This window comes from Luteibacter sahnii, assembly GCF_034063545.1.
Classification (GTDB): domain Bacteria; phylum Pseudomonadota; class Gammaproteobacteria; order Xanthomonadales; family Rhodanobacteraceae; genus Luteibacter; species Luteibacter sahnii.
On sequence record NZ_JAQLOK010000001.1, the window covers coordinates 197,460 to 218,451 of the forward strand.

General features: G+C 68.4%; 25 protein-coding genes. 10 read left to right on the forward strand and 15 right to left on the reverse strand.

The window, feature by feature from the left end; all coding sequences use genetic code 11:
* Positions 1 to 8: 8 nt before the first annotated feature.
* From hprK to PI246_RS00945, 8 genes are all read right to left on the reverse strand, one after another.
* Entirely contained in the window at positions 9 to 959 is a 951-nt protein-coding gene (gene hprK / locus PI246_RS00910; protein WP_320549405.1) for an HPr(Ser) kinase/phosphatase, read from the reverse strand.
* 120 nt (positions 960 to 1,079) lie between these two features.
* Positions 1,080 to 1,427, reverse strand: coding sequence for a ribosome hibernation-promoting factor, HPF/YfiA family (hpf, locus tag PI246_RS00915; protein ID WP_320549406.1), 348 nt, complete (start codon positions 1,425 to 1,427; stop codon positions 1,080 to 1,082).
* Between the two features lie 124 nt (positions 1,428 to 1,551).
* Positions 1,552 to 3,030, reverse strand: a complete 1,479-nt coding sequence (locus PI246_RS00920) for an RNA polymerase factor sigma-54 (protein ID WP_320549407.1) — start codon at positions 3,028 to 3,030, stop codon at positions 1,552 to 1,554.
* Positions 3,031 to 3,130: 100 nt separating this feature from the next.
* On the reverse strand, positions 3,131 to 3,850 hold the full coding sequence (lptB, locus tag PI246_RS00925; protein WP_320549408.1) for an LPS export ABC transporter ATP-binding protein: 720 nt from the start codon (positions 3,848 to 3,850) through the stop codon (positions 3,131 to 3,133).
* Between the two features lie 4 nt (positions 3,851 to 3,854).
* Positions 3,855 to 4,457, reverse strand: a complete 603-nt coding sequence (gene lptA, locus PI246_RS00930; protein WP_320549409.1) for a lipopolysaccharide transport periplasmic protein LptA — start codon at positions 4,455 to 4,457, stop codon at positions 3,855 to 3,857.
* The gene (lptC, locus tag PI246_RS00935; protein ID WP_320549410.1) at positions 4,420 to 5,019 is read right to left on the reverse strand and encodes an LPS export ABC transporter periplasmic protein LptC; all 600 of its coding nucleotides are present in this window, start codon (positions 5,017 to 5,019) and stop codon (positions 4,420 to 4,422) included. The genes lptA and lptC overlap by 38 nt, the downstream gene beginning before the upstream one ends.
* Positions 5,016 to 5,564 carry a KdsC family phosphatase gene (locus PI246_RS00940; RefSeq protein ID WP_320549411.1) on the reverse strand — a complete coding sequence of 183 codons (549 nt, stop codon included), beginning with the start codon at positions 5,562 to 5,564 and terminating at the stop codon, positions 5,016 to 5,018. Before PI246_RS00940 ends, lptC begins: the two co-directional genes overlap by 4 nt.
* Positions 5,565 to 5,607: 43 nt before the next feature.
* Complete coding sequence (locus PI246_RS00945; protein WP_320549412.1) at positions 5,608 to 6,621, reverse strand: KpsF/GutQ family sugar-phosphate isomerase; 1,014 nt, start codon at positions 6,619 to 6,621, stop codon at positions 5,608 to 5,610.
* Positions 6,622 to 6,793: 172 nt separating this feature from the next.
* Between PI246_RS00945 and PI246_RS00950 the strand changes: the two genes are divergently transcribed.
* The gene (locus PI246_RS00950) at positions 6,794 to 7,030 is read left to right on the forward strand and encodes a BolA family protein (RefSeq protein ID WP_320549413.1); all 237 of its coding nucleotides are present in this window, start codon (positions 6,794 to 6,796) and stop codon (positions 7,028 to 7,030) included.
* A gap of 47 nt (positions 7,031 to 7,077) precedes the next feature.
* The gene (murA, locus tag PI246_RS00955) at positions 7,078 to 8,337 is read left to right on the forward strand and encodes a UDP-N-acetylglucosamine 1-carboxyvinyltransferase (RefSeq protein WP_320549414.1); all 1,260 of its coding nucleotides are present in this window, start codon (positions 7,078 to 7,080) and stop codon (positions 8,335 to 8,337) included.
* Between the two features lie 99 nt (positions 8,338 to 8,436).
* On the opposite strand, the gene PI246_RS00960 is transcribed toward murA, so the two are convergent.
* From PI246_RS00960 to purM, 3 genes are all read right to left on the reverse strand, one after another.
* On the reverse strand, positions 8,437 to 9,138 hold the full coding sequence (locus tag PI246_RS00960) for a DUF3108 domain-containing protein (protein WP_320549415.1): 702 nt from the start codon (positions 9,136 to 9,138) through the stop codon (positions 8,437 to 8,439).
* A gap of 80 nt (positions 9,139 to 9,218) precedes the next feature.
* The gene (gene purN, locus PI246_RS00965) at positions 9,219 to 9,860 is read right to left on the reverse strand and encodes a phosphoribosylglycinamide formyltransferase (RefSeq protein ID WP_320550223.1); all 642 of its coding nucleotides are present in this window, start codon (positions 9,858 to 9,860) and stop codon (positions 9,219 to 9,221) included.
* A gap of 7 nt (positions 9,861 to 9,867) precedes the next feature.
* On the reverse strand, positions 9,868 to 10,905 hold the full coding sequence (gene purM, locus PI246_RS00970) for a phosphoribosylformylglycinamidine cyclo-ligase (RefSeq protein ID WP_320549416.1): 1,038 nt from the start codon (positions 10,903 to 10,905) through the stop codon (positions 9,868 to 9,870).
* A 134-nt stretch (positions 10,906 to 11,039) separates the two neighbouring features.
* On the opposite strand from purM, the gene PI246_RS00975 reads away from it, so the two are divergent.
* The 4 genes from PI246_RS00975 (at position 11,040) to PI246_RS00990 (ending at position 14,833) form a co-directional block, all read left to right on the forward strand.
* Complete coding sequence (locus tag PI246_RS00975; protein ID WP_320549417.1) at positions 11,040 to 12,029, forward strand: DUF2066 domain-containing protein; 990 nt, start codon at positions 11,040 to 11,042, stop codon at positions 12,027 to 12,029.
* A 97-nt stretch (positions 12,030 to 12,126) separates the two neighbouring features.
* Positions 12,127 to 13,275, forward strand: a complete 1,149-nt coding sequence (locus PI246_RS00980; protein ID WP_320549418.1) for an AI-2E family transporter — start codon at positions 12,127 to 12,129, stop codon at positions 13,273 to 13,275.
* Positions 13,272 to 13,967, forward strand: a complete 696-nt coding sequence (hda, locus tag PI246_RS00985; RefSeq protein ID WP_320549419.1) for a DnaA regulatory inactivator Hda — start codon at positions 13,272 to 13,274, stop codon at positions 13,965 to 13,967. Before PI246_RS00980 ends, hda begins: the two co-directional genes overlap by 4 nt.
* Positions 13,968 to 14,224: 257 nt before the next feature.
* The gene (locus PI246_RS00990; RefSeq protein ID WP_320549420.1) at positions 14,225 to 14,833 is read left to right on the forward strand and encodes an exopolysaccharide biosynthesis protein; all 609 of its coding nucleotides are present in this window, start codon (positions 14,225 to 14,227) and stop codon (positions 14,831 to 14,833) included.
* Positions 14,834 to 14,836: 3 nt separating this feature from the next.
* Here the strand turns inward: PI246_RS00990 and PI246_RS00995 are convergent, their stop codons facing one another.
* The gene (locus PI246_RS00995) at positions 14,837 to 15,601 is read right to left on the reverse strand and encodes an RNA methyltransferase (protein ID WP_320549421.1); all 765 of its coding nucleotides are present in this window, start codon (positions 15,599 to 15,601) and stop codon (positions 14,837 to 14,839) included.
* 134 nt (positions 15,602 to 15,735) lie between these two features.
* On the opposite strand from PI246_RS00995, the gene PI246_RS01000 reads away from it, so the two are divergent.
* On the forward strand, positions 15,736 to 16,545 hold the full coding sequence (locus PI246_RS01000) for an inositol monophosphatase family protein (protein WP_320549422.1): 810 nt from the start codon (positions 15,736 to 15,738) through the stop codon (positions 16,543 to 16,545).
* A 66-nt stretch (positions 16,546 to 16,611) separates the two neighbouring features.
* Here PI246_RS01000 and PI246_RS01005 read toward each other — a convergent pair whose 3' ends face one another.
* Positions 16,612 to 17,931, reverse strand: coding sequence for a hemolysin family protein (locus tag PI246_RS01005; protein ID WP_320549423.1), 1,320 nt, complete (start codon positions 17,929 to 17,931; stop codon positions 16,612 to 16,614).
* A gap of 94 nt (positions 17,932 to 18,025) precedes the next feature.
* Here PI246_RS01005 and PI246_RS01010 point away from each other — a divergent pair, with 94 nt between their 5' ends.
* On the forward strand, positions 18,026 to 18,655 hold the full coding sequence (locus tag PI246_RS01010) for a DUF47 domain-containing protein (protein WP_320549424.1): 630 nt from the start codon (positions 18,026 to 18,028) through the stop codon (positions 18,653 to 18,655).
* Between the two features lie 13 nt (positions 18,656 to 18,668).
* Positions 18,669 to 19,793: an inorganic phosphate transporter gene (locus tag PI246_RS01015; protein WP_320549425.1), complete on the forward strand. Its 1,125-nt coding sequence runs from the start codon at positions 18,669 to 18,671 to the stop codon at positions 19,791 to 19,793.
* Positions 19,794 to 19,800: 7 nt separating this feature from the next.
* Here the strand turns inward: PI246_RS01015 and PI246_RS01020 are convergent, their stop codons facing one another.
* A complete protein-coding gene (locus PI246_RS01020) occupies positions 19,801 to 20,205 on the reverse strand; it encodes a hypothetical protein (RefSeq protein WP_320549426.1) in 405 nt (134 codons plus the stop codon).
* Between the two features lie 72 nt (positions 20,206 to 20,277).
* Between PI246_RS01020 and PI246_RS01025 the strand changes: the two genes are divergently transcribed.
* Positions 20,278 to 20,640, forward strand: a complete 363-nt coding sequence (locus tag PI246_RS01025; RefSeq protein ID WP_320549427.1) for an MGMT family protein — start codon at positions 20,278 to 20,280, stop codon at positions 20,638 to 20,640.
* On the opposite strand, the gene PI246_RS01030 is transcribed toward PI246_RS01025, so the two are convergent.
* The gene (locus PI246_RS01030) at positions 20,637 to 20,906 is read right to left on the reverse strand and encodes a hypothetical protein (protein ID WP_320549428.1); all 270 of its coding nucleotides are present in this window, start codon (positions 20,904 to 20,906) and stop codon (positions 20,637 to 20,639) included. The genes PI246_RS01025 and PI246_RS01030 overlap by 4 nt on opposite strands.
* Between the last annotated feature and the right edge of the window lie 86 nt (positions 20,907 to 20,992).

Sequence of the window (20,992 nt, forward strand, 5' to 3'; positions counted from 1 at the left end):
TCACGGCGTCACCACGGAGAGAACCGGCGCATCTGGTGCGCCTGGCGGTCGATGAAGGTCTGCGCCGGGTCGATGCCCTTGCTCTTGAGCACGTGGCTGCGCACCGCGGCCTCCACCAGCACGGCGAGGTTGCGGCCGGGGGCGACGGGGATGGTGATCTTGGGGACGTCCACGCCCAGCACGTCGCGACGGCTGACGTCGCCGGTGAGGCGGGTCATGGCGTCGGTTTCCTCCCCGTCGCGCAGCGGCTTGAGGTGGATGACCAGGCGGAGGTATTTCGACGGCTTGACCGCCGTGTGGCCGAACATCTCGCGGATGTTGAGCACGCCCAGGCCGCGCACCTCGAGGAGGTCCTGCAGCAGTTCGGGGCAGGCGCCATCGATGACGTCCGGCGCGATGAGCGTGAATTCGGTGGCGTCGTCGGCGACCAGGCGATGGCCGCGGCTGATCAGCTCCAGCGCCAGCTCGCTCTTGCCCGAGCCGGGCTCGCCGGTGATCAGCACGCCGATGGAGAAGACCTCCAGGAACACGCCGTGCAGGGTGACCCGCGGGGCGAGCGTGCGCGCCAGGTGGTATTGCAGGTAGGTGAGCAGTTCGTGGCCGCGCTTGGTGCTCTGCCACAGGGGGGTATCGGTTTCCTCGGCCACCTCGCGCAGGTCGGCGGGGATGGATTGGTCCTTGGTCACGATGAGGGCTACCGGCTGGTACGCCGCGATCTTGTGGATCGCCTCCCAGCGCTGGCGCGATTCCAGGCCATCGAGGAAATTGAGCTCCTCCGTACCGATGATCTGCACCTTGTTGGGGTAGATCACGTTGAGGTAGCCCACCAGCGAGGGGCGGCGGCTCTGCTTGGCGTTGGTCTCCAGCACGCGCGACTCGCCGCGCATGCCGGCGATCCAGCGCAGGGCCATGCGCTCATGCACGCCGTCGAAAAGTTGTCTGGCGGTCAGCCGGTCCACGCGAGGTTCCCCTGGGGAAGACGAAAACCGGCGCACGACGGCGCCGGTTGAGGGGTATTGTGCCATCAAGCGTGGCGTCGGTCCGCCCGGAGCGGGCGGATCGGGGTACGCCGGGCCGGATCAGCCTGCGGTGCGCGCCTCGCGGACCTCGGCGTTGTGGTGATCCTTGAGTTTTTCCTTGTGCTTCCTGAGCTGGTCGGCCAGCTTGGTGACCATTTCGTCGATCGCGGCGTACATGCGGTCGCTGATCGTGCCGTCCTGGAGGCGGGCGTGGCCCTCGGCGTGGAGGCGGGTGCCGGAACAGTGCAGGGTGCCGCCGGCCTTGTGCTCGGCTTTGTCGACGCTGAGCACGACGTCCAGTCCGGTGATGTTGTCGAAAAGGCGTTCGAAGCGGCCGATTTGCTGCTCCACGCGCTCGCGCAGGGCGGGGGTGATCTGGATGTGCTGGCCGCTGATCTGGATTTGCATTGACGCCTCCTTCTTGCTGAGGGTGCCGCCTGCGGGGCGGCGGGGACGGTCGTGGCGGGGATGCCGCGACCTTCAAAACCATGTCGGTGAGACCGTCAGACCTCCGTGGTGGTTCCGTGTCGGCTCAACCGGCCCGCACGCGCTCGCTCGAACTGGGAATGCGCAGCGCCTCGCGGTACTTGGCCACCGTACGGCGGGCGACCTGAATGCCGCGTCGATGAAGCTCTTCGGCCAGCGCCTGGTCGGACAGCGGGCGACGCGGATCCTCGGCGAGGATCAGTTTGCGCAGCATGGCCTGGATCGCGGTGGCCGAGGCGCTGCCGCCGTCTTCGGTCGCGACGCCGCTGGAGAAAAAGTGCTTGAGTTCGAACGTGCCGCGCGGTGTGTGCATGTACTTGCGCGTGGTCACGCGGGAGATGGTGGATTCGTGCATGCCGACTTCTTCGGCGACCTCGCGCAGCACCAGCGGGTGCATGGCTTCCGGGCCGTAGTCGAGAAAGGCGCTCTGTCGGCGAACGATCGCCTCGGCCACCTTGGTGAGCGTCTCCGCCCGCGATTGGAGGCTCTTGAGCAGCCAGCGGGCTTCCTGCAACTGGCCTTTCATCCAGGTGGCGTCGTCGCCGCGGGCGCGGGCGATGAGGCTGCAATAGTGCTGGTTAAGCCCTAGCCGGGGCTGCGCATCGGGATTGAGGCTGACCTTCCACCGCCCGTTTTCGCGGCGGGCGTAGACGTCCGGGGCCACGTACTCCACGGGCGTGGCGTCGAGCGCCGCGCCGGGACGGGGATCGAGGCTGCGGATCAGCGCGGCGGCGGCCGTGACCTCCTCTTCGGGCGCCTTGAGCTTGCGTGCGATGCGACCGACGTCGTTGCGGGCGAGCAGTTCGAGCTCTTCGTTGACCACGCGCAGGGCGAGGTCGCGATGCGGGGTGTCCGCGCCGAACTGGGTGAGCTGGCAGGCGAGGCAGTCGCGAAGGTCGAGGCTGGCCACGCCGGTGGGATCGAAGCGCTGCACGCGCTGGCGCACGGCGTCGATTTCTTCATGGTTAGCCCGCAGCACGGCGGGAAGCGCCGAGGCGACGGCCTCGATGCCGTCGCGCAGGTAGCCATCTTCGTCGAGCGCGTGAATGATCGCCATGGCGATGGCGTGGTCGCGTGCTGAAAACTGCGACAGGTTGAGCTGCCATTCCAGGTGTTGCTGGAGGCTCTCGTGCGCGGCGTTCTGGGGCTCGAGGCTCTCGTCGTCACCGCCGCTGCCGCGCGCGGGCGCGCCGGCGTAGTCGCCTGCTTCGCCCGGAAAGCGATCGTCGTCCCAATCGGGCGTGAGGTCTTCGGACGGCGCGGTGGCGTTGTCTTCCTCCTTCGATGCCTTGGCGGGGGCTTCGTCGCGGAGGGGAAAATCCGGTTCGGGGAAGGCTTCGGCCTCGACCGTGTCGGGCTCGGATTCGGCATCTTCGGCGAATTCGAGCAACGGGTTGCCTTCCGCGATCTGGCGGAGTTCCGCTTCGAGCTCGAGCTGGGACAGCTGCAGCAGGCGGATGGCCTGCTGCAGCTGTGGCGTCAGCGTCAGCTGCTGGTTGAGGCGAAACTGAAGTCCGGGTTTCATGCCGTTGTTGCTCGGGATGCCGAACTCATCCTACCCCCTAGCGGGCCGGCGCTACCACTACCCGGACGGCCGCCCGCCGGCAGCGCGAAGCGGCGTCGCGTCAGATGCGGAATTCACGGCCCAGATACACTTCCCGCACCTTTTCGTCGGCGAGGATGTGCTGGGGCGTGCCGCGCGACAACACGACGCCATCGTTGAGGATGTAGGCGCGATCACAGATGCCGAGGGTTTCGCGCACGTTGTGATCGGTGATGAGCACCCCGATGCCACGCTCCTTCAGATGGCGCACGATACGCTGGATCTCGCCGACCGAGATCGGGTCGACGCCCGCGAACGGTTCGTCCAGCAGCATGTAGCGCGGGCGTGCGGCGAGCGCGCGGGCGATTTCCACGCGGCGGCGTTCGCCACCCGAAAGGCTGATGCCCTTCTGCTCGGCGATATGGGCGATCTTCAGCTCGTCGAGCAGGCTGTCGAGTTCGTCCTCGCGCTGCTTCTGGGTCATGCCCTCGCGCAGCTCCAGCACGGCGAGGATGTTGTCGGCCACGCTGAGGCGCCGGAACACCGAGGCTTCCTGTGGCAGGTAGCCGATGCCGAGCTTGGCGCGGGCGTGCATGGGCAGGCCGGTGATGTCCTGCTGGTCGAGCTTGATCGCGCCGGCGTCGGCCTGGATCAGGCCCACCACCATGTAGAAGCAGGTGGTCTTGCCGGCGCCATTGGGTCCGAGCAGGCCCACGACCTCACCTTCGCGGATGGAAAAGGCGAAATCGCGAACCACCTGGCGCGCACGAAAGCGCTTCTGCAGGCCTTGGGCTGAAAGCATCGGGTCAGGGCTTCTTCGGTTGAGCGGCGGGTGCGGCCGGCGCGGCGGCGGGCTGCTGCTTCGGCTGGAAGATCATGTGCACGGGAGCGGAGCCGTTGCTCTCGCCGGTCATCGTGCTGTTGGACGTGTTGTAGGTGAGCTTGTCGCCGTTGCTCTGGTTGAGCTTCTTGCGATCGGCCGGGTCGACTTCCTTTTCGACGTGGGCGTTGCCGGTGAGCACCGCGTAGTCCTGGTCGACCTTGTAATCGATGTTGTTGGCCTTGCCGCGCATCCACAGGTTTTGTTCGTCCTGTTGCTGCATGGTGGCGGCGCCGTCGACGACGACCCGGGTGATCTGGTTGTCGCCGTCGAGGTAGCCGGTGGCCTTGTTGCCGGTGACTTTCAGCGTGCCCTGCGTAAGCACGACGTTGCCGGTCCAGATGACCTTGCCCGGCTCCTTGCCGTTGGGCTGCTGCTGGGTGCCGTCGAACGAGGTCGACGTGACGTTGACCGGCTGGTCGCGGTCGGACTGCTTGGCGAAGGCAGGCAAGCTCGTCAGGAGCCCCGCGCCGAGCACCACGAGAAAGGCCTTAGCGCTTGCGCGGCTGGTAGACGGTGTGGACTGCATCGAGGAGCTCCAGGTGCTTGGTATCGAGGTTGGCGCGCATGCCGACGCCGTCCATTGTAGAGGTTCCCTGAACGATCCGCGCCGCTTCGGCGGTCTCCAGGCGGTTCTCCTTGGGCCAGGCGGTGACCTCGGAGGTGTCGATACTGGCGGGCGGGTAGGTCTGGAAGGCGACGCGGTCCATATGCACCTTGCCCTGCAGCTTGAGCAGGCTGCCGTCCTTGTTCACCCAGCCGTATTGGGAGTGGCCCTTCCACGGCGGCGTGGTGGGGTCCTTCACCGACGGCAGCACGAAGTCCGGCGCGTTGATGTAGAGCGAGTCGTCGCCTTCGCGACGTTCCAGGTGCGGCGCGATCAGGACGAAGGCGAGCTGGCCGTCGTCGTTGTACGAATCGAGGTGGAAGTTGGTCAGCACGTAGCCCGAGCGCGGCGGGCCGACGAAATCCTGGACCTTTTTCTCCGGCGCCACCCAGTAGTAGAGCAACACGCTGGCGCCCAGCGCGGCGGCGAGGATGCCGGCGATGCTCGTGGCGCTGCGGTCGCGGAACAGGTTGAACACGCTCACAGCCAGCGATCCCGCTCGGCTTCGGCCTTGCCCTGGGCGGCGAGGATCATATCGGCGACTTCGCGCGCGGCGCCGTACCCCCCGGACAGCCGCGTGCGCCACTGGGCGCGTTCGGCGACCCATGGGTGGGCGTTGGCGACGGCCACGGCCAGCCCGGCGATGGCCATGGCCGGCAGGTCGGGCAGGTCGTCGCCGACGAAGGCGGCTTGCTCCGGGGTGAGGCGCAGGGCCTCGACGAGCGCGGTGAGACAGGCGCGCTTGTCTTTCTGGCCCTGGTAGACGTGCTGGATGCCGAGTTCTTCGGCGCGCAGCGACACCGGATGGCTGATGCGGGCGGTGATGATCGCGACCTTGATGCCGTTTTCTTGCAGGCGCTTCAGGCCCAGGCCGTCATGCACGTGGAAGACCTTCATCTCGCGGCCGTCTTCGGCGTACCAGAGGCGGCCGTCGGTGAGCGTGCCGTCCACGTCGAACACCACCACGCGCACGCGCGCTGCGCGTTCGGCAATGTCGGCGGGGATGTCGGAGTAGTGCGTGTAAGCCATGGTCGCTGGATCTGGGGACGAAGGGGCGGCCGGGGAAGGGCCGTCAGACCACGCGGGCGCGCAGCAGATCGTGAATGTTCAGGGCGCCGACCACGCAACCGCGGGCGTCGGTGACCAGTAGTGCGTTGATGCCGTGTTTTTCCATCAGCTGGGCCGCCTCGCCGGCGAGCTTGTCGGACCCGATGGTCTTCGGGCCGCGGGTCATCAGGCCGGCCACCGTGGCGTTGCGAAGGTCGATGCCGTCGTCGTCGAGGGCACGGCGCAGGTCGCCGTCGGTGAAGACGCCGAGCAGGCGATCGTCGCCATCGACCACCGCGGTCATGCCCAGTCGCTTGCGGGTCATTTCAACCAGGGCTTCGCTCAGCGAGGCACCCGGTGGCACGCGGGGCACGTCATCACCTGCGTGCATGACGTCGGAAATGCGCAGCAACAGGCGGCGGCCGAGGCTTCCGGCGGGGTGCGAGCGGGCGAAATCGTCGGAGGTGAAGCCCCTTGCCTCGAGCAGCGCCACGGCCAGGGCGTCGCCCATGACCAGCGCCGCCGTCGTGCTCGCGGTGGGTGCCAGGCCGTGGGGACAGGCCTCGCAGGCCACGTTGGCGTCGAGGTTGACGTCGGCCTGCTTGGCGAGCGACGACCTGGGGTTGCCGGTGACCGAGATCAGCGCGATGCCCTGGCGCTTGACCGCCGGCAGGATGAACAGCAGTTCGTCGGTTTCGCCGGAATAGGAGATGGCCAGCAGGATGTCGTCGGGCTGGATCATGCCCAGGTCGCCGTGGCTGGCTTCGCCTGGGTGGACGAAGAACGACGGGGTGCCGGTGGACGCCAGCGTCGCGGCGATCTTGCGGGCGATGTGGCCCGACTTGCCCATGCCCGACACCACGACACGGCCCTTGCAGGCGAGGATGCGCTGGCAGGCGTCGACGAAGTTCGCGTCCACCCGCTGCTCAAGGGCGCGAATGGCGGCGGCCTCGGTGGCGATCACCGTGCGTGCGCTGCGGACGACGGTCTCGGCGTCCACGAGAAGGGGCTCGGCGTGCGGGGCGGTGCGGGCGTTCATGCGGCCTCGTGGGTCCGGGTCAGGGTCGAACCCGGGATGTCCATTTCTGCGACACCGGATTTCCATTACCATTACATATTCTCATTTTATCGTCGCTGCCATCGACCGGCGATTCAGGCTCCGTTTCGGAACCTCCCCGGCCGCGGCGACTCCCATCCCCACCGGAGACTCCATGGACGCTGCCCGCATCCAGGCATTGATCGAAGCCGGCCTTCCCGGCGCCCGGGTGAACGTGCAGGGCGACGACGGCGTCCACTTCGAGGCCGAAGTGGTTTCCGAGCAGTTCGCCGGCAAGCTGCCGTTGGCCCGCCACCGCCTCGTCTACGCCACGCTGGGCGATCTCATGGGCGGCGCCATCCACGCCCTGGGCCTGAAGACCCTCACGCCGGACGAAGCCGCCGGCCGCTGACGCGCCGCCGCCGATCCACCGTTTTTCCTTATAGGCACTTCCTCCCCATGGCAAAGATCCTCATCAGCGGCGGCCAGCCGCTCCAGGGCGAGGTCGGCATTTCCGGCGCCAAGAACGCCGTGCTGCCGATCCTCGCGTCCTGCCTGCTCGCCGACGAACCGGTCAGCATCGGTAACGTGCCGCACCTGCACGACGTCACCACCTTCATCGAACTGCTCGGCCGCATGGGCGTGAGCGTGGTGCTCGACGACCGCATGAAGATGCACATCGACCCGCGTCCGGAAAACTCCTGCGTGGCGCCTTACGACCTGGTACGCACCATGCGCGCGTCGATCCTCGTGCTGGGTCCGCTCGTGGCGCGCTACGGCAAGGCCGAGGTCTCGCTGCCCGGCGGTTGCGCCATCGGCTCGCGTCCGGTCGACCAGCACATTCGCGGCCTGCAGGCGCTGGGTGCCGAAGTGCTCCTGGAAAACGGCTACATCAAGGCGCGCGCGGGACGGTTGAAGGGCGCGCGCATCGTGATGGACATGGTCACCGTCACCGGCACCGAAAACATCCTGATGGCGGCTACCCTGGCCGAAGGCACCACCATCATCGAAAACGCGGCGCAGGAGCCCGAGGTGGTCGACCTGGCGCACTGCCTGATGGCGATGGGCGCGAAGATCGACGGCGTCGGCACCTCGACGCTCATCGTCGAAGGCGTCGAGCGACTGCACGGCGCGCATTACGAAGTGCTGCCCGACCGCATCGAAACAGGCACCTTCCTGGTCGGCGCCGCGATGACCGGCGGCAAGGTGCGCGCGCGGGGCGCCCGCGCCGATACGCTCGACGCGGTGTTGCAGAAGCTTGAGGAGGCCGGCGCCCACATCAGCACGGGCAAGGACTGGATCGAACTGGACATGCAAGGTCGTCGGCCGAAGGCGGTCAACCTCGTCACCGCGCCTTACCCCGCGTTCCCCACCGACATGCAGGCCCAGTTCACCGCGCTCAACTGCGTGGCCGAAGGCGTGGGCGTGATCACCGAGACGGTGTTCGAAAACCGCTTCATGCACGCGCTCGAACTGCAGCGCCTTGGCGCGGACATCCGCCTGGAAGGCAACACCGCGATCATCACCGGCGTGCCGAAGATGAGCGGCGCACCGATCATGGCCACCGACCTGCGCGCCTCCGCGTGCCTCGTGCTCGCCGGCCTCGTGGCTGAAGGCGATACCACGGTCGATCGCGTTTATCACATCGACCGCGGTTACGAGAACATCGAAGAGAAGCTTGGCGTGCTGGGTGCGCGGATCCGTCGTCTGCCGGGCTGAGGGACTCTGCATCTGGCAAAAAAAACCGCCCTCGCAGGGCGGTTTTTTTTGCGCTGATACACGGGTCGACGGCCCTGGCGCGCCAGGGCCCTGCCTGCGTCACTTGCCCTGGAACTTCACCAGTTCGAGGGTAAGGTCGCCGCCGTCGCTCTGGGCCAGCTTGACCGGCACGGGGTATTTCGTGGGCACGTACCACGCGCTGAAACCTTTGGCTTCGTCGGCTCGCTCGACGCGCACGGCGTCGAAGGTGCCTGCCGGTACGGTGACTTTTTCCTTGCCCGCTACCTTGAACTGCTGCGTCTCCACCTGTTGCTTCACGGCGACGGGAAAGCTGACCTGCTGGGCGCCGCCACGCAGGGCGACGCCGAGGGCGAGGGGCAGCGTGTTGCGCTCGACCATGCCCGGCGCGGCGGGGTAGGTGTAAGACTTCTTATTGTCCTGCACCTGCACCGTACCGCCCTGGACGACGAGCGAGCGCGTCTTGGGCTTCAGTGCCGAGGCCATCTCGTAGCGGTAGGACACCGCCTGCGGCACCTTGCCCGCCCAGGTGAAGTCGGAGGTCTCCGACACGCTGGCGCCGAGGGCGGCGGCGAGGCCGGAGGTGCCCTGGGTGCGGTTGGTGTACTCGAACTGGCCGTTGGCGGCGGGCTTGAGGGTGAGCGTGGCGTCGCCCAGTGGGCTGCCGCCCTGGAGTACGTGATAGGTGGCGGTGAACGACTGCGGCACGTCCGCGGCGAACGCGGCGGCAGGCAGGGCGAGGGCCAGGCCGAGGCTGGCGCGGAGGAGGGTGGTCTTGGTCATGACGCCCAATATAGCCACCGGGACTGAACGACAGCCCGCGGCGGTGCCTCATGGGCGAGAGCTCGCACGCAGGGCGCCCCCTACCGCAGGGCGGTGAGATCGAGCGGGGCGGTGAGGGGCGTACCGTCGAAGACGGGGCCGCCTTGCCAGGCGAGCCGGCCCGACGCGATGGCGCGGACCACGGCTGGCAGTAGCGCGTGCTCCCGCGTCAGCAGGCGGGCAGCGAGTGTCTCTTCGGTGTCGTCCGTGCCGACCGGAATGCGCGCCTGGGCCACCACCGGGCCGCCGTCGAGTTCCGCGGTGACGAAGTGCACGCTGGCACCGTGTTCGGCGTCGCCCGCTGCCAGGCACTGGCGATGCGTATGCAGGCCGCGATACTTCGGCAGCAGCGACGGATGGATGTTGATCGCCCGGCCTTCCCACGGAGCGATGACGGTGCCGTCGATGATGCGCATGTAGCCGGCCAGCACGAGCAGGTCGGGCTGCGCCTCCGCGACGCGACCGAACAGCGCCCGGTCGAAGCTGGCGCGGTCCGCGTAATCGCGCGGATTCAGATGCAGGGTGGGGATGCCCGCCGCGGCGGCGAGGGCCAACGCGCCGGCCTTGGCTTTGTCGCTGCCGACCAGCACGAAGTCGACCTGCAGGCGCGCCGCGATGAGCGCGGCGAGGTTGCTGCCGCGCCCGGAAGCGAGCACGGCGACACGGAGCGGACGATCCACGATGGGTGGCTCAGGCGATGTGGACGCGCTCGTCGCCGGTGGCGGCGACGACCGTGCCGATCACGCGCGACGCGAGGCCGTGGCCGTTCAGCACGGCCTGCGTGGCATCGACCTGGTCCGCCGCGATCAGTACGGTGAAACCAATGCCGCAGTTGAAGGTGCGCCACATCTCGTCGCGGGCGACGTTGCCTTCGCGCTGCAGCCACTGGAACACCGGCGGCAGCTCCCACGACGATGCGTCGATCGACAGGCCCAGGCCGTCGGGCACCACGCGGATGATGTTTTCCTTCAGGCCGCCGCCGGTGATGTGCGCCATGCCGTGGACCGTCACCTTGCCTAGCAGGTCGAGGATCGGCTTGACGTAGATCGTGGTCGGGGCCATCAGCGCGTCGACCAGCGGGACGCCGCCCAGGTCGGCATCGAGCGGCGAACCGGCGCGTTCGAGGATGCGCCGCACCAGCGAGTAACCGTTGGAATGCGGACCGGACGAATCGATGCCCAGGATGACGTCGCCCTCGACGATGGCCGAGCCGTCGTTCATCGCGGACTTCTCGACGGCGCCGACGGTGAAGCCGGCCAGGTCGTATTCGCCGGGCGGGTACATGTCGGGCATTTCGGCGGTTTCGCCGCCGATGAGCGCGCAGCCGGCGAGTTCGCAGCCCTTCGCGATGCCGGACACGACCGATGCGGCGGTGTCGACGTCGAGCTTGCCAGTGGCGAAGTAGTCGAGGAAGAACAGCGGCTCGGCGCCCTGCACGAGTACGTCGTTGACGCACATGCCGACCAGGTCGATGCCGATGGTGTCGTGCCGGCCCAACTGCTGGGCGAGCTTGAGCTTGGTGCCCACGCCGTCGGTGCCGGACACCAACACGGGCTCCTTGTAGCGCCCCGACAGGTCGAACAGGCCGCCGAAGCCACCCAGCCCGCCCATGACCTCCGGGCGGAAGGTGCGCTTGACCATCGGCTTGATGCGCTCGACGAGCGCGTTGCCGGCATCGATGTCGACGCCCGCGTCGCGGTAGGTGAGGGAGCCCTGGTCGGTGGACATGGACGGTTCCGGCACGTTGGAAACCGCGAATGATAGCAGGGCCGCCGACGCCCCAGGAGGCTTCACGCCGCGCTGGATGGACGGCATGGCAAGCTTTGGGCAGACTTCCCGCCTTCACAGAGCGACGTGCCGCCATGCGCCCAGACCGTTTCCTCGCCTTCCTGATGCTCCTCGCGCTGGCCTTCGCCGGGCCGGCCCTGGCGCAGACCGCGATGTATACGGTCACCGTGCCTGTCAGCGACACCAGCGCCGCCGTGCGCGACCAGGCCTTCGCCACCGGCCTCACCCAGGTCCTTGCCCGGGCCAGCAACGGTGCCGACCCGCGCGGCAAGCCGGGGTACGCCGATGCCATGAAACAGCCGGGCGGCCTGGTCCAGCAATACCAGTATTCGCGCACGGGCGGCGCCAACGGCGCACCGCTCAGCCTCGATATCACCTTCGACTCCGGCGCCATCCGTCGCGTGCTGGCCGTTGGCGACGCCGCCATCGCGGCGCCGCGCCCCCCGGTGCTGGTCATCGCCCATGACGCCTCGGGCAAGCTGCTGGGCGCCCAGGATCTCGCGCCGCTCGCCCAGGCGGCGGATACCCGCGGTTACCCGGTGGTGACCCCGAAGGCCGGCGACAGCCTCGATGCCGACGCGCTGCTCAAGGGCGACCCGGCCGCGCTCGCCGCGGTGGCGCGCCAGTACAACACCTCCAACGTGCTGGTCGGCAAGCTCGGTGCCGATGGCGGCATCGACTGGACCCTGGTTTCCGGCGGCCAGCACAGCGACTGGAAAGACAGCGGCGAAGCCCGCGGGGCGTTGCTCGCCAACGGCGCCAACGCCATGGCTGACAAACTCGACCGCCAGTTCGCGGCGGCCCAGAGCGGCAGCACGAGCGGCAAGGTGTGGGTGACCGGCCTGAACTCGGCCATGGACTACGCCGGCCTGCTTTCCACGTTCGAGAACGACCCCTCGATCAAGTCGGTAGCGCCGCTGGAAGCCAGTCCCGAAGGCGTGCTGCTCAACGTCAGCGCCTCGGCCCCGCTCGCCCGGCTGATCGCCGGTTACGCGACGGGCGGCCATGTGCTGGTCGGCGACGCCCACCCCGGCGCCGACCTGGCCGTGCGCTGGGTGCCATAAAGCCATTTCTTTCACGTCGGGATGGGCCTGATCGGCCCCAGCCGCGCCGATCGCCCACGGACCGCGGCGATCGCCACCTCGCTCATCAGGGAATCGCATGACCCACGACAATTCGCGCCGCTGGCAGCTCCTCGGTCTGGCTGCCGTCATCGTCTTTGTGATCTGGCTGCTGGCGCCGGTGCTCATGCCGTTCGCCCTGGCGGGCATGCTGGCCTATCTGGGCGATCCCCTGGCCGACCGCCTCCAGCGGTTGGGCATGGGTCGCACCTGGGCGGTAAGCATCGTGTTCACCGTGATCGCCGTGATCTTCATCGGCGTCGTGCTGCTGCTGATTCCCCTCATCACGCACCAGGTGGAAAACCTCTCGGAAAACCTCCCGCATTACGTGGAATGGGTGCGTGGCGTCGCGCTGCCGTGGCTGCAGCAACGGCTGCACCTGGATCCGGGCACCTTCGACACCGACCGTGTGCTGGCGACGATCCGCGAACACATCGGTTCGATCGGCTCCATCGCCGCGCGCACCGTGGCGAAGGTCACCCAGTCGGGCATGGGCATCATCACGTGGATGACCAACGCCGTGCTGATCCCGGTGGTGGCCTTCTACCTGCTGCGCGACTGGGACACGATGATCGCCCACATCCAGCGCCTGCTGCCGCGCTCGATCGAGCCGACCGTGGTGCGCCTGTCGCGTGAATCGGACCAGGTGCTCGGTGCGTTCGTTCGCGGCCAGCTGCTGGTGATGCTGGCGCTGGGCGTGTTCTATGGCCTGGGCCTGACGATCGTCGGTATCTCGATCGGCCCGCTGATCGGCATGATCGCCGGCCTGCTCAGCTTCGTGCCGTACCTGGGCTTCATCATCGGCTTCGTGGCCGCGATGATCGCGGCCCTCGTGCAGTACGGCGACTGGCTGCACGTGATCCTGGTGGTGGTGGTGTTCACCATCGGCCAGTTGCTCGAAGGGTATGTCCTGGTGCCCCGCCTGGTGGGCGGCAAGATCGGCCTGCACCCGGTGGCGGTGATCTTCGCCGTGCTGGCCGGCGGTCATCTGTTCGGTTTCCTCGGCGTACTGCTCGCGCTGCCGGCCGCGTCGGTGGTCATGGTGCTGCTGCGCTACGTGTTCGCGCGCTACCGCGAGAGCCCGCTCTACAACGATCCCGCGCCACGGTCGGAAACGGCCCGGCTCGACGTCGAGGTCGACGTGCGCGTGAACGGCACGCCCCGCCCGCCGGGCGACGGGGTGCCATGACCAGCCCGCAGCTTCCGCTCGCGCTGCGCTGGCCGCGTCGCCAGCGCTTTGAGCATTTCCACGCGGGCGAAAACGCGGCGGCGGTCGAGGCGTTGCGGGCGGCGGCCTCCCACGGGTCGGCACCTTGGGTGTTCGTCGCCGGGCCTTTGGGCAGCGGCCGCACGCACCTGCTCATCGCGGCCTGCCAGGCGGCCATCGACGACGGGCGTACCGCCCAATACCTGCCCCTCGCGGCCCTGCGAGGTTCGCGAGCGGATGCGATCCGCGGCATGGCGGGCAGCGATGTGCTGGCGATCGACGATCTGGATTCCGTCGTCGGCGAGGCCGACGCCGAACACGCGTTGTTCGACACCTTCAACCGCTACCGCGCCGACGGGGGCACTTTGCTCTTCGCGGCGACGTCGGCACCGGCCTCCCTGGGCATCGCCTTGCCCGATCTGCGTTCGCGCCTCGGCTCGCTGACCCAGGTGGTGCTCAAGCCGCTGGGCGATGACGAACGTCGCCAGGTGTTGCGCGAGCAGGCGGCCGGGCGGGGCATCGAACTGGACGACACGGTGCTGGATTGGCTTTTCGCGCATCACGCGCGCGACCTGGGCGCCTTGCTCGACCTGCTCGATACCCTCGACCGTGCCTCGCTCGCCGCGCAGCGGCGGGTGACGGTGCCGTTCCTGCGCAGCTTGCTCAAGGACTGACGGACCGGCGGCCTGGCGGGACGTACCGTGTGCGTTACGGGTTCCTCGCCGGCTGTCGCCGGCCCGCCCTTCGGTCGTTGCGGCATGGCCGTTGCCTTGGTCGGGTGCGAGCGGACCGTGTCCGCGAACCCTCTGGGGGCAACGGAGCGGGTGGGGCCGTGGCGGTCATGGTGCGGGGGGACCGCGCGCGATGACGGCCTGCGCGACGCTTTTTCGCGTTCAATACCGGTTCAACGCGCGTTGGCGACAGTCCGGCCATGACCGCCCACGAGTCCCGCGACGACAAGACAGCCGCCCTCCTGCGCGCGGCCGCGCTCGCGGCGCCGGGCGAGCGCATCAGCGTCGACGACCTGCTCGAACCCCTGCGCCAACGGGCCTTCGGCGTGCTGCTCCTGCTGTTGGCGATTCCCAATGCCATCCCCGTGCCGCTGGGTATCGGTGGGGTCATGGGCGTGCTGGTCGCGGGCCTGGGGCTGGAGATGCTGGTGGGGCTGGAGCATCCGTGGGTGCCGGGCTTCCTGCGCCGACGCACGATGTCGCGCGCCGGCCTGCTGCGCTTCCTCGACCGCATCGAACCGATGACCCGCCGGCTGGAGACGATCTGCAAGCCCCGGCTGCAGCGCCTCACGCGCCGCCCCTTCACGTTCGTATCCGGCGCGATCATGCTGCTGATCGGCCTCCTGCTCGCCCTGCCGATTCCGTTCACCAACTATGTCTTCGGCGGCATGCTCATCGTGTTTGCGTTCGCATGGGTCGAGCGCGACGGCGGCCTCCTGCTCGCGGTGTGGATCACCACGGTGGCGATCGCCGTGGCGTCCGCCACGTTCAGCCATGCGCTGTTGCGGTTCTTTCGCGAGATGTTCTGAGCGTCAGTCGCGTTTCTTCGCCAACCCGGCCATGCGCTGCGCATCGGCGAGGATGCCGTGCAGGATACGCAGTTCACGCAGCTCCGGCCGGGCGCGCAGGAACAGCTTGCGTAGCTTGAGCATGATGGTGGTGGGCGAACGGCCCTTGTGGAATTCGATGTCGTCGAGCGTCTCGCCCAGGTGGGTGAAGAATCGCTCGACCTGTTCCGCGTCGGCCGGTGCCTCGTCCGGGTCGGGCTCGGCGACGGGGACGCGGGCCTGGTCGGCCAACAGCGCGACACGCAGTTCGTAGGCCACCACCTGCACGGCCTGCGACAGATTGAGTGAGCTGAAGTCGTCGACGCTGGGGATGCGAACCATCGCATGGCAGCGCGACAGTTCGTCGTTCTCCAGGCCCGTGCGTTCGTTGCCGAAGACCAGGGCCACCTGCTCGCCGCGCCGTGCGGCGGCGATCGCCTGGGCCGCGCCTTCGCGAGGGTCGAGTTCAGGCAGGTTGACCCCGCGGCGGCGGGCCGACAGGCCGAGCGCAAAGGTGGTGCCGGACAGGCCGCCCACGAGGTCGTCGTGCAGGGCGGCCCCGGCGAGCACGTCGTCGGCGCCCGCGGCGAGCGCGGTAGCCTCCGGATCGGGAAAGCGGTGCGGCGCCACGAGGGTCAGCCGGTCGAAACCCATCGTCCGGATGGCGCGGGCGGCGGAGCCGATGTTGCCCGCATGGGAGGTGCGGACGAGGACGAAACGGAAACGGTCGTGGAGCTCGGAAAGGGCCATGCGGCATGCCGTGTGGACGGGTCGGCCGGAAAGTCTACACCGGGGCGGCTTTGGCCTCCCTGCCACCCGGTGGTAAACTCCCCGGCCGACGCGGCTTTCGACCGCTCCCACGTTCTTTTGCCAAGCCGATCCCCATGCCAAGACCCGCCGTCAACGTCGCGGCGCGCGCCGCGCGCTCCGCAGGCAACATCATCCTGCGCTACATGAATCGCATCGAGGGCCTGTCGGTCGTCGAAAAGCAGCGGATGGACTTCGCCTCCGAAGTCGACCGCCTCGCCGAAGCCGAGATCGTCAAGGAACTGCGCCGCGCCTACCCCACCCACGCCATCCTGGGCGAGGAGTCGGGCCAGATCGGCAAGGGGCCGCTCATGTGGGTCATCGACCCGCTCGATGGCACGCACAACTACCTGCGTGGTATTCCCCATTTCTGCGTCTCCATCGCCCTGCTCGAGAAGGGCGAGCCGGTCTATGGCGTGGTGTTCGATCCGTTGCGCGATGAGCTGTTCACGGCCAGCCGCGGCGACGGCGCCTACCTCAACGATCGCCGCATCCGCGTGAGTCGCCGCGACGGCCTCGGCGGGGCGATGATCGCCACGGGGTTTCCCTATCGCGTGCGCAACCACCTCGAGTCGCAGCTGTCGATGACCCAGGCCCTGCTCCAGGAAGCCGAGGACATCCGTCGCATGGGGTCGGCCGCCCTCGACCTGGCCTACGTGGCCGCGGGCCGCGTCGACGGTTATTTCGAGCCGGGCCTGGGCGTGTGGGACATCGCCGCGGGTGCGCTGTTGGTCCGTGAGGCGGGCGGCGTCTACAACGACTTCGCCGGTCGCGAAGGCCTGCCCGAGAGCGGCAACATCATCGCCGCCAACCATAAGGTGGCTGCCGCGATGACCCAGGTGATCGGCGCCAGCGCCACGCCGCGCCTGCTGGGCGTGTCCGCCTGAGATTCAAAGGGGAGCGGACGCGGTCCGCTCCCCCTTTGCCATACCCGGACAACGCCATCCAGGCGTTCAGCCGTCCGTCGACGACGCGGCCTGCACGGGGCTGACCAACAGCTTGTCCACGCGCGCGCCGTCCATGTCGACCACTTCGAAACGGCGACCCTGCCATTCGAACCACTCGCCCGCCCGGGGAATGTGACCGAACTGGGTGGTGACCATGCCCGCCAGGGTGCGGAAGTCGTGTTCTTCCTCGTTGGGCAGGCGCTCCAGTTGCAGCAGTTCGCGCAGGTCGTCGGCGGGCAGGGCGCCGTCGATCAGCCAGCTGCCGTCGTCGCGGCGGACGATGGGGCCGTCCTGGTTCGCGTCGTCGGCCGCCGGGGCGGTGGCGCCGACGACCGCCGAGAGCAGGTCGTTGAGGGTGACCAGGCCTTCGATGTCGCCGTATTCGTCCACCGCGAGGGCGAGCTGGGTATCGGCGTCGCGGAAGGCTTCGAGCAGGTCGAGGGCGCGCGCCGTGGCCGGCACGAACAGTGGGCGCCCCACGTGGGCGAAGAGATCGACCTCGCCGCCCCCCTCAAACGAACGGATCAGCGACTTGACCTCGACCGTGCCGACCACCTCGCTCTCGTCGCGGCGGTAGACCGGGTAGCGCGAGAACGGGGTGCTTCGGAAGACCTCCAGGTTGTCCTCGCGCGGGGCGGCCACGTCGAGCCAGGCGATCTTCTTGCGCGGGGTCATTACCGAGCCCACCGTGCGGTCGCCCAGCCGCAGCACGCGGTTGACCATGTTGCGCTCGTCGCTGTCGAGGATGCCCTGTTCGGCGCTCTCGGCCACCAGCAGGCGGATCTCCTCTTCGGTGGCGGCCGAGGCGCTGCGCCGGTGCAGGCGCATCACCCGCAGGATAGCGGTCGAAAGGTGGTTGAGCAGCCAGACCAGGGGCAGGGTGATGCGCGAAATCACCAGCATGGGCACCGCGATCTGGCAGGCGATGCGCTCGGGGGCCGTGAGCGCCGCGCGCTTGGGCACCAGTTCGCCGATCACGATCTGCACCAGCGACATCAGCAGGAAACCGGCCAGCCAGCCGAGTACGCGCATGTAGGGTTCGAGCCAGGCGGGGCCATCGCCGTGGAGCAGCTGGGCGAAATGCTCGCCCAGGCGGTCGCCCGCCACGGCGCCGGTGACCAGGATGATCAGGGTCATCCCCACCTGCACGGTGGAGAGGAACCGCTCCGGCGATTCGGCCAGTTGCAGGGCGATCCGGGCCCGGCGGCTGTCGCGGGCCATGTGCTTGAGGCGGCTCTTTCGCGAGGCCACCACGGACATCTCGGACAGGGCGAAGAAGCCGTTGCCGAGGGAGAGGACAAGGACCAGCAGGAGTTCAGTGAACATGTGCGGCGTCTTATACCAGACGCATGCGAACACGGGAGTGTGCCGTCCGGTAACATAAGCGTCACGATTCCCCCGGTTATCTCCAGGCAACCCCATGTTTTCACTCCAGACCATCTTCGGTAAGGGCGACAAGTTCTACGGCCTGCTCGAGGCCAGCGCCGAGGCCGCGCGCGAAAGCTCCCGCGCCATGTGCGAACTCGTCACCCGCACCGACCGCACCCCGGTGATGGCCGCCTTCGCGGCCGCCAGGGCCCGCGAGAAGGCGCTGCACGCGCAGATCGGCGAGGAGCTGGTCAACACCTTCGTCACCGCGCTCGATCGCGAGGACATCGAGGCGCTCAACTCGGCGCTCTACAAGATTCCCAAGACCATCGAGAAGTTCGCCGAACGCTACGTCATCGTCGCCGAGCGCCTCCAGGGCATCGATTTCAGCCAGCGCGCCGAATTGCTCGAGCGGGCGGCCGACGTGGTCGTCTCGATGATCGGCCAGCTGCGCCACGGGCTGAAGATCGATCCGGTCAAGAAGCTGCGCGACCAGCTGCAGGCGCTGGAATCGGAGGCCGACCGCCTGCTGCTCGACCCCTACCGTTCCCTCTACGCCGAAGGCTCCGACCCCATCCGGGCGGTGCTGGCGAAGGACCTCTTCGAGCTGGTGGAAAAAGCCGTCGACAAGTGCCGTGACGTCGGCAACGTCGTCTATTCCATCGTGCTCAAGAACTCCTGACGGGCGGCCACCCATGAGCATGGTTCTCGCGGTCGTCCTGATCGCCCTTGCCTTCACCTATATCAATGGCTTCCACGACACCGCGAACTCCATCGCCACCGTCGTCGCCACCAAGGTGCTCACGCCCGGCCAGGCCGTGTTGCTGGCCGCCGTCACCAATCTCGCGGGTGCCCTGTGGGGCACGGCCGTGGCCGCCACCATCGCCTCGGGGCTCATCGACACCGGCGTGATCGACGTCGGTTCGCACCTGCTGATCAGCGCCCTGCTCGGCGCCACCATCTGGAACCTCATCACCTGGTGGCTGGGCCTGCCGTCCAGTTCCAGCCACGCCCTCGTGGGTGGCCTCTGCGGCGCGGCGCTCGCGGCGTCCGACGGCAACCTGCACGCCATCATCTGGTGGCAGGGCGGGGCGCACTGGTGGCTGGGCAAGGGGGTGCTGCCCAAGGTGATCGTGCCGATGATCGTGTCGCCCTTCCTGGGCTTCGTGATCGGCTTCCTCATCATGGGCGGGCTCTACGCGCTGCTGGGCTTCTTTTCCAGTCGCTCGGGCTTCCTGCACCGGCTGGGCCGCACGCCCTTCGTCAACAGCTTCTTCGGCAAGGCGCAGATCCTCTCGGCCAGCGCCATGGGCGTGTCCCACGGCATGAACGACGCGCAGAAGAGCATGGGCATCATCGCCCTGGCCCTTGCCGGGGCGACGGCGGCGGGGCAGTTCGACCATCTGCCGACGTTCCTGCATTTCCTGCGCATCCCCCACGACCCGGCCGCGGCTGGCGGGTTTCCGATCCCGGTATGGGTGAAGGTCGTCTGCGCGCTGACGATGGCCGCGGGCACGGCCGGCGGCGGCTGGCGCATCATCAAGACGCTCGGCCACAAGATGGTCAAGCTGCACCCGATCAACGGCTTCGCCGCCGAGGGCAGTTCCGCGGCGGTGATCCTCACCGCCTCGATGATGGGCGTGCCGGTGTCCACCACGCACAACGTGTCGGCGTCGATCATGGGCGTGGGCGCGGCCAAGCGGCTGAACGCCATCCGCTGGTCCGTGGTCGAGCGCATGGTGTGGGCGTGGATCCTCACCCTGCCCATCACCGCCGGCATCGGCTACGGCCTGGTCAAGCTCGGCAACCTGTTCTTCTGATCCGGCCTCAGAGCGCGTCGGCGTCGCCGTTGACCACCTGCTCGAGCTGGTCGCCGGTGGCGCCGAGTTCTTCGATCAGGCGGGCCAGTTCGGGCTCGTCGAGGTACTCGTAGGGGCGGTTCTCGCACAGGTGCAGGTAGGGCGATCCGTCGAGGTCGGCCTCGGCGAGGTAACCGGTGCGCTGCTCCCAGTTGAAGCGCAGGCAGCGGCGGGCGTCCACGCCCGCCAGCGGGCCGATCGGCGTGGAGAGGCGCAGGTAGCGCCGACCGTCCGCGTCTTCGAGTTCCGCGAGGTAGATGCCCTGGTGGCGGCCATCGGGCAACTCGAGGTCGAAGCTGATCAGGTAGGGCTCGTTCTGGCGCAGCGCGTGGATGCCGCCGATATGGGAGCGAATCGCCTCGAAGTGACGCATGCGGTGCCGGTCCGTCGTGTCGGGGCTCCGATGGTACCCTTCGTCGATCAAGACGGCATGACGGGTTCACCCATGAACGACGAAACCGACGACGAAGCCCGCGCGCTCCGTGCGCGCCGGATCCTCGACGCGGTGGCCGCGATTCCGCGTGGACGGGTCGCCAGCTATGGCGCGATCGCCGCGCGGGCGGGGTACCCCGGGCGGGCCCGCCTCATCGGTCGGGTGCTGGGCGACGCCCCCGACCGCATGGCGCTGCCATGGCATCGGGTGTTGCGGGCGGACGGCCGCATCGGCATCCCCGCCGGTACGCAAGGCTTTCGCGAGCAGTGCCGGCGGCTCAAGGCGGAAGGCGTCACGGTGAAGGACGGCCGGGTGCCGATGAGCGCGTTCGGCCTGGACCACGACCTGGATCGCGCGATCTGGTCGTGGGGCTAACGGTACTCGACGACGCTGGCCTGCCAGTGGCCGCCGTTCCCTCGGTCCATCGCGTAGTCGAGCAGGCGGGAATGCCACGTGAGCCGGGCCGTGGCGGGATCGATGGCGGTCACCGTCGCGGCCGGCCGGATCACCGCCTCCACAAGGGCTGACTCGGTGGTCCGGACGATATCCCCGCCGAATCCGACGGCGCCGCCGGGACGGGTCTGCGCTACCGCCGGCGCGGCGAACGAAAGCAGGACGACGAACGCGAGCGATGGCTTCATGGGGATGCCCGTAGGGAGAGCGAGGAAGAGACGACCGTCGCCATGTGCGCGCGGGCCCGGGCCCATTAGCCTCCTAAGCGCCCAGG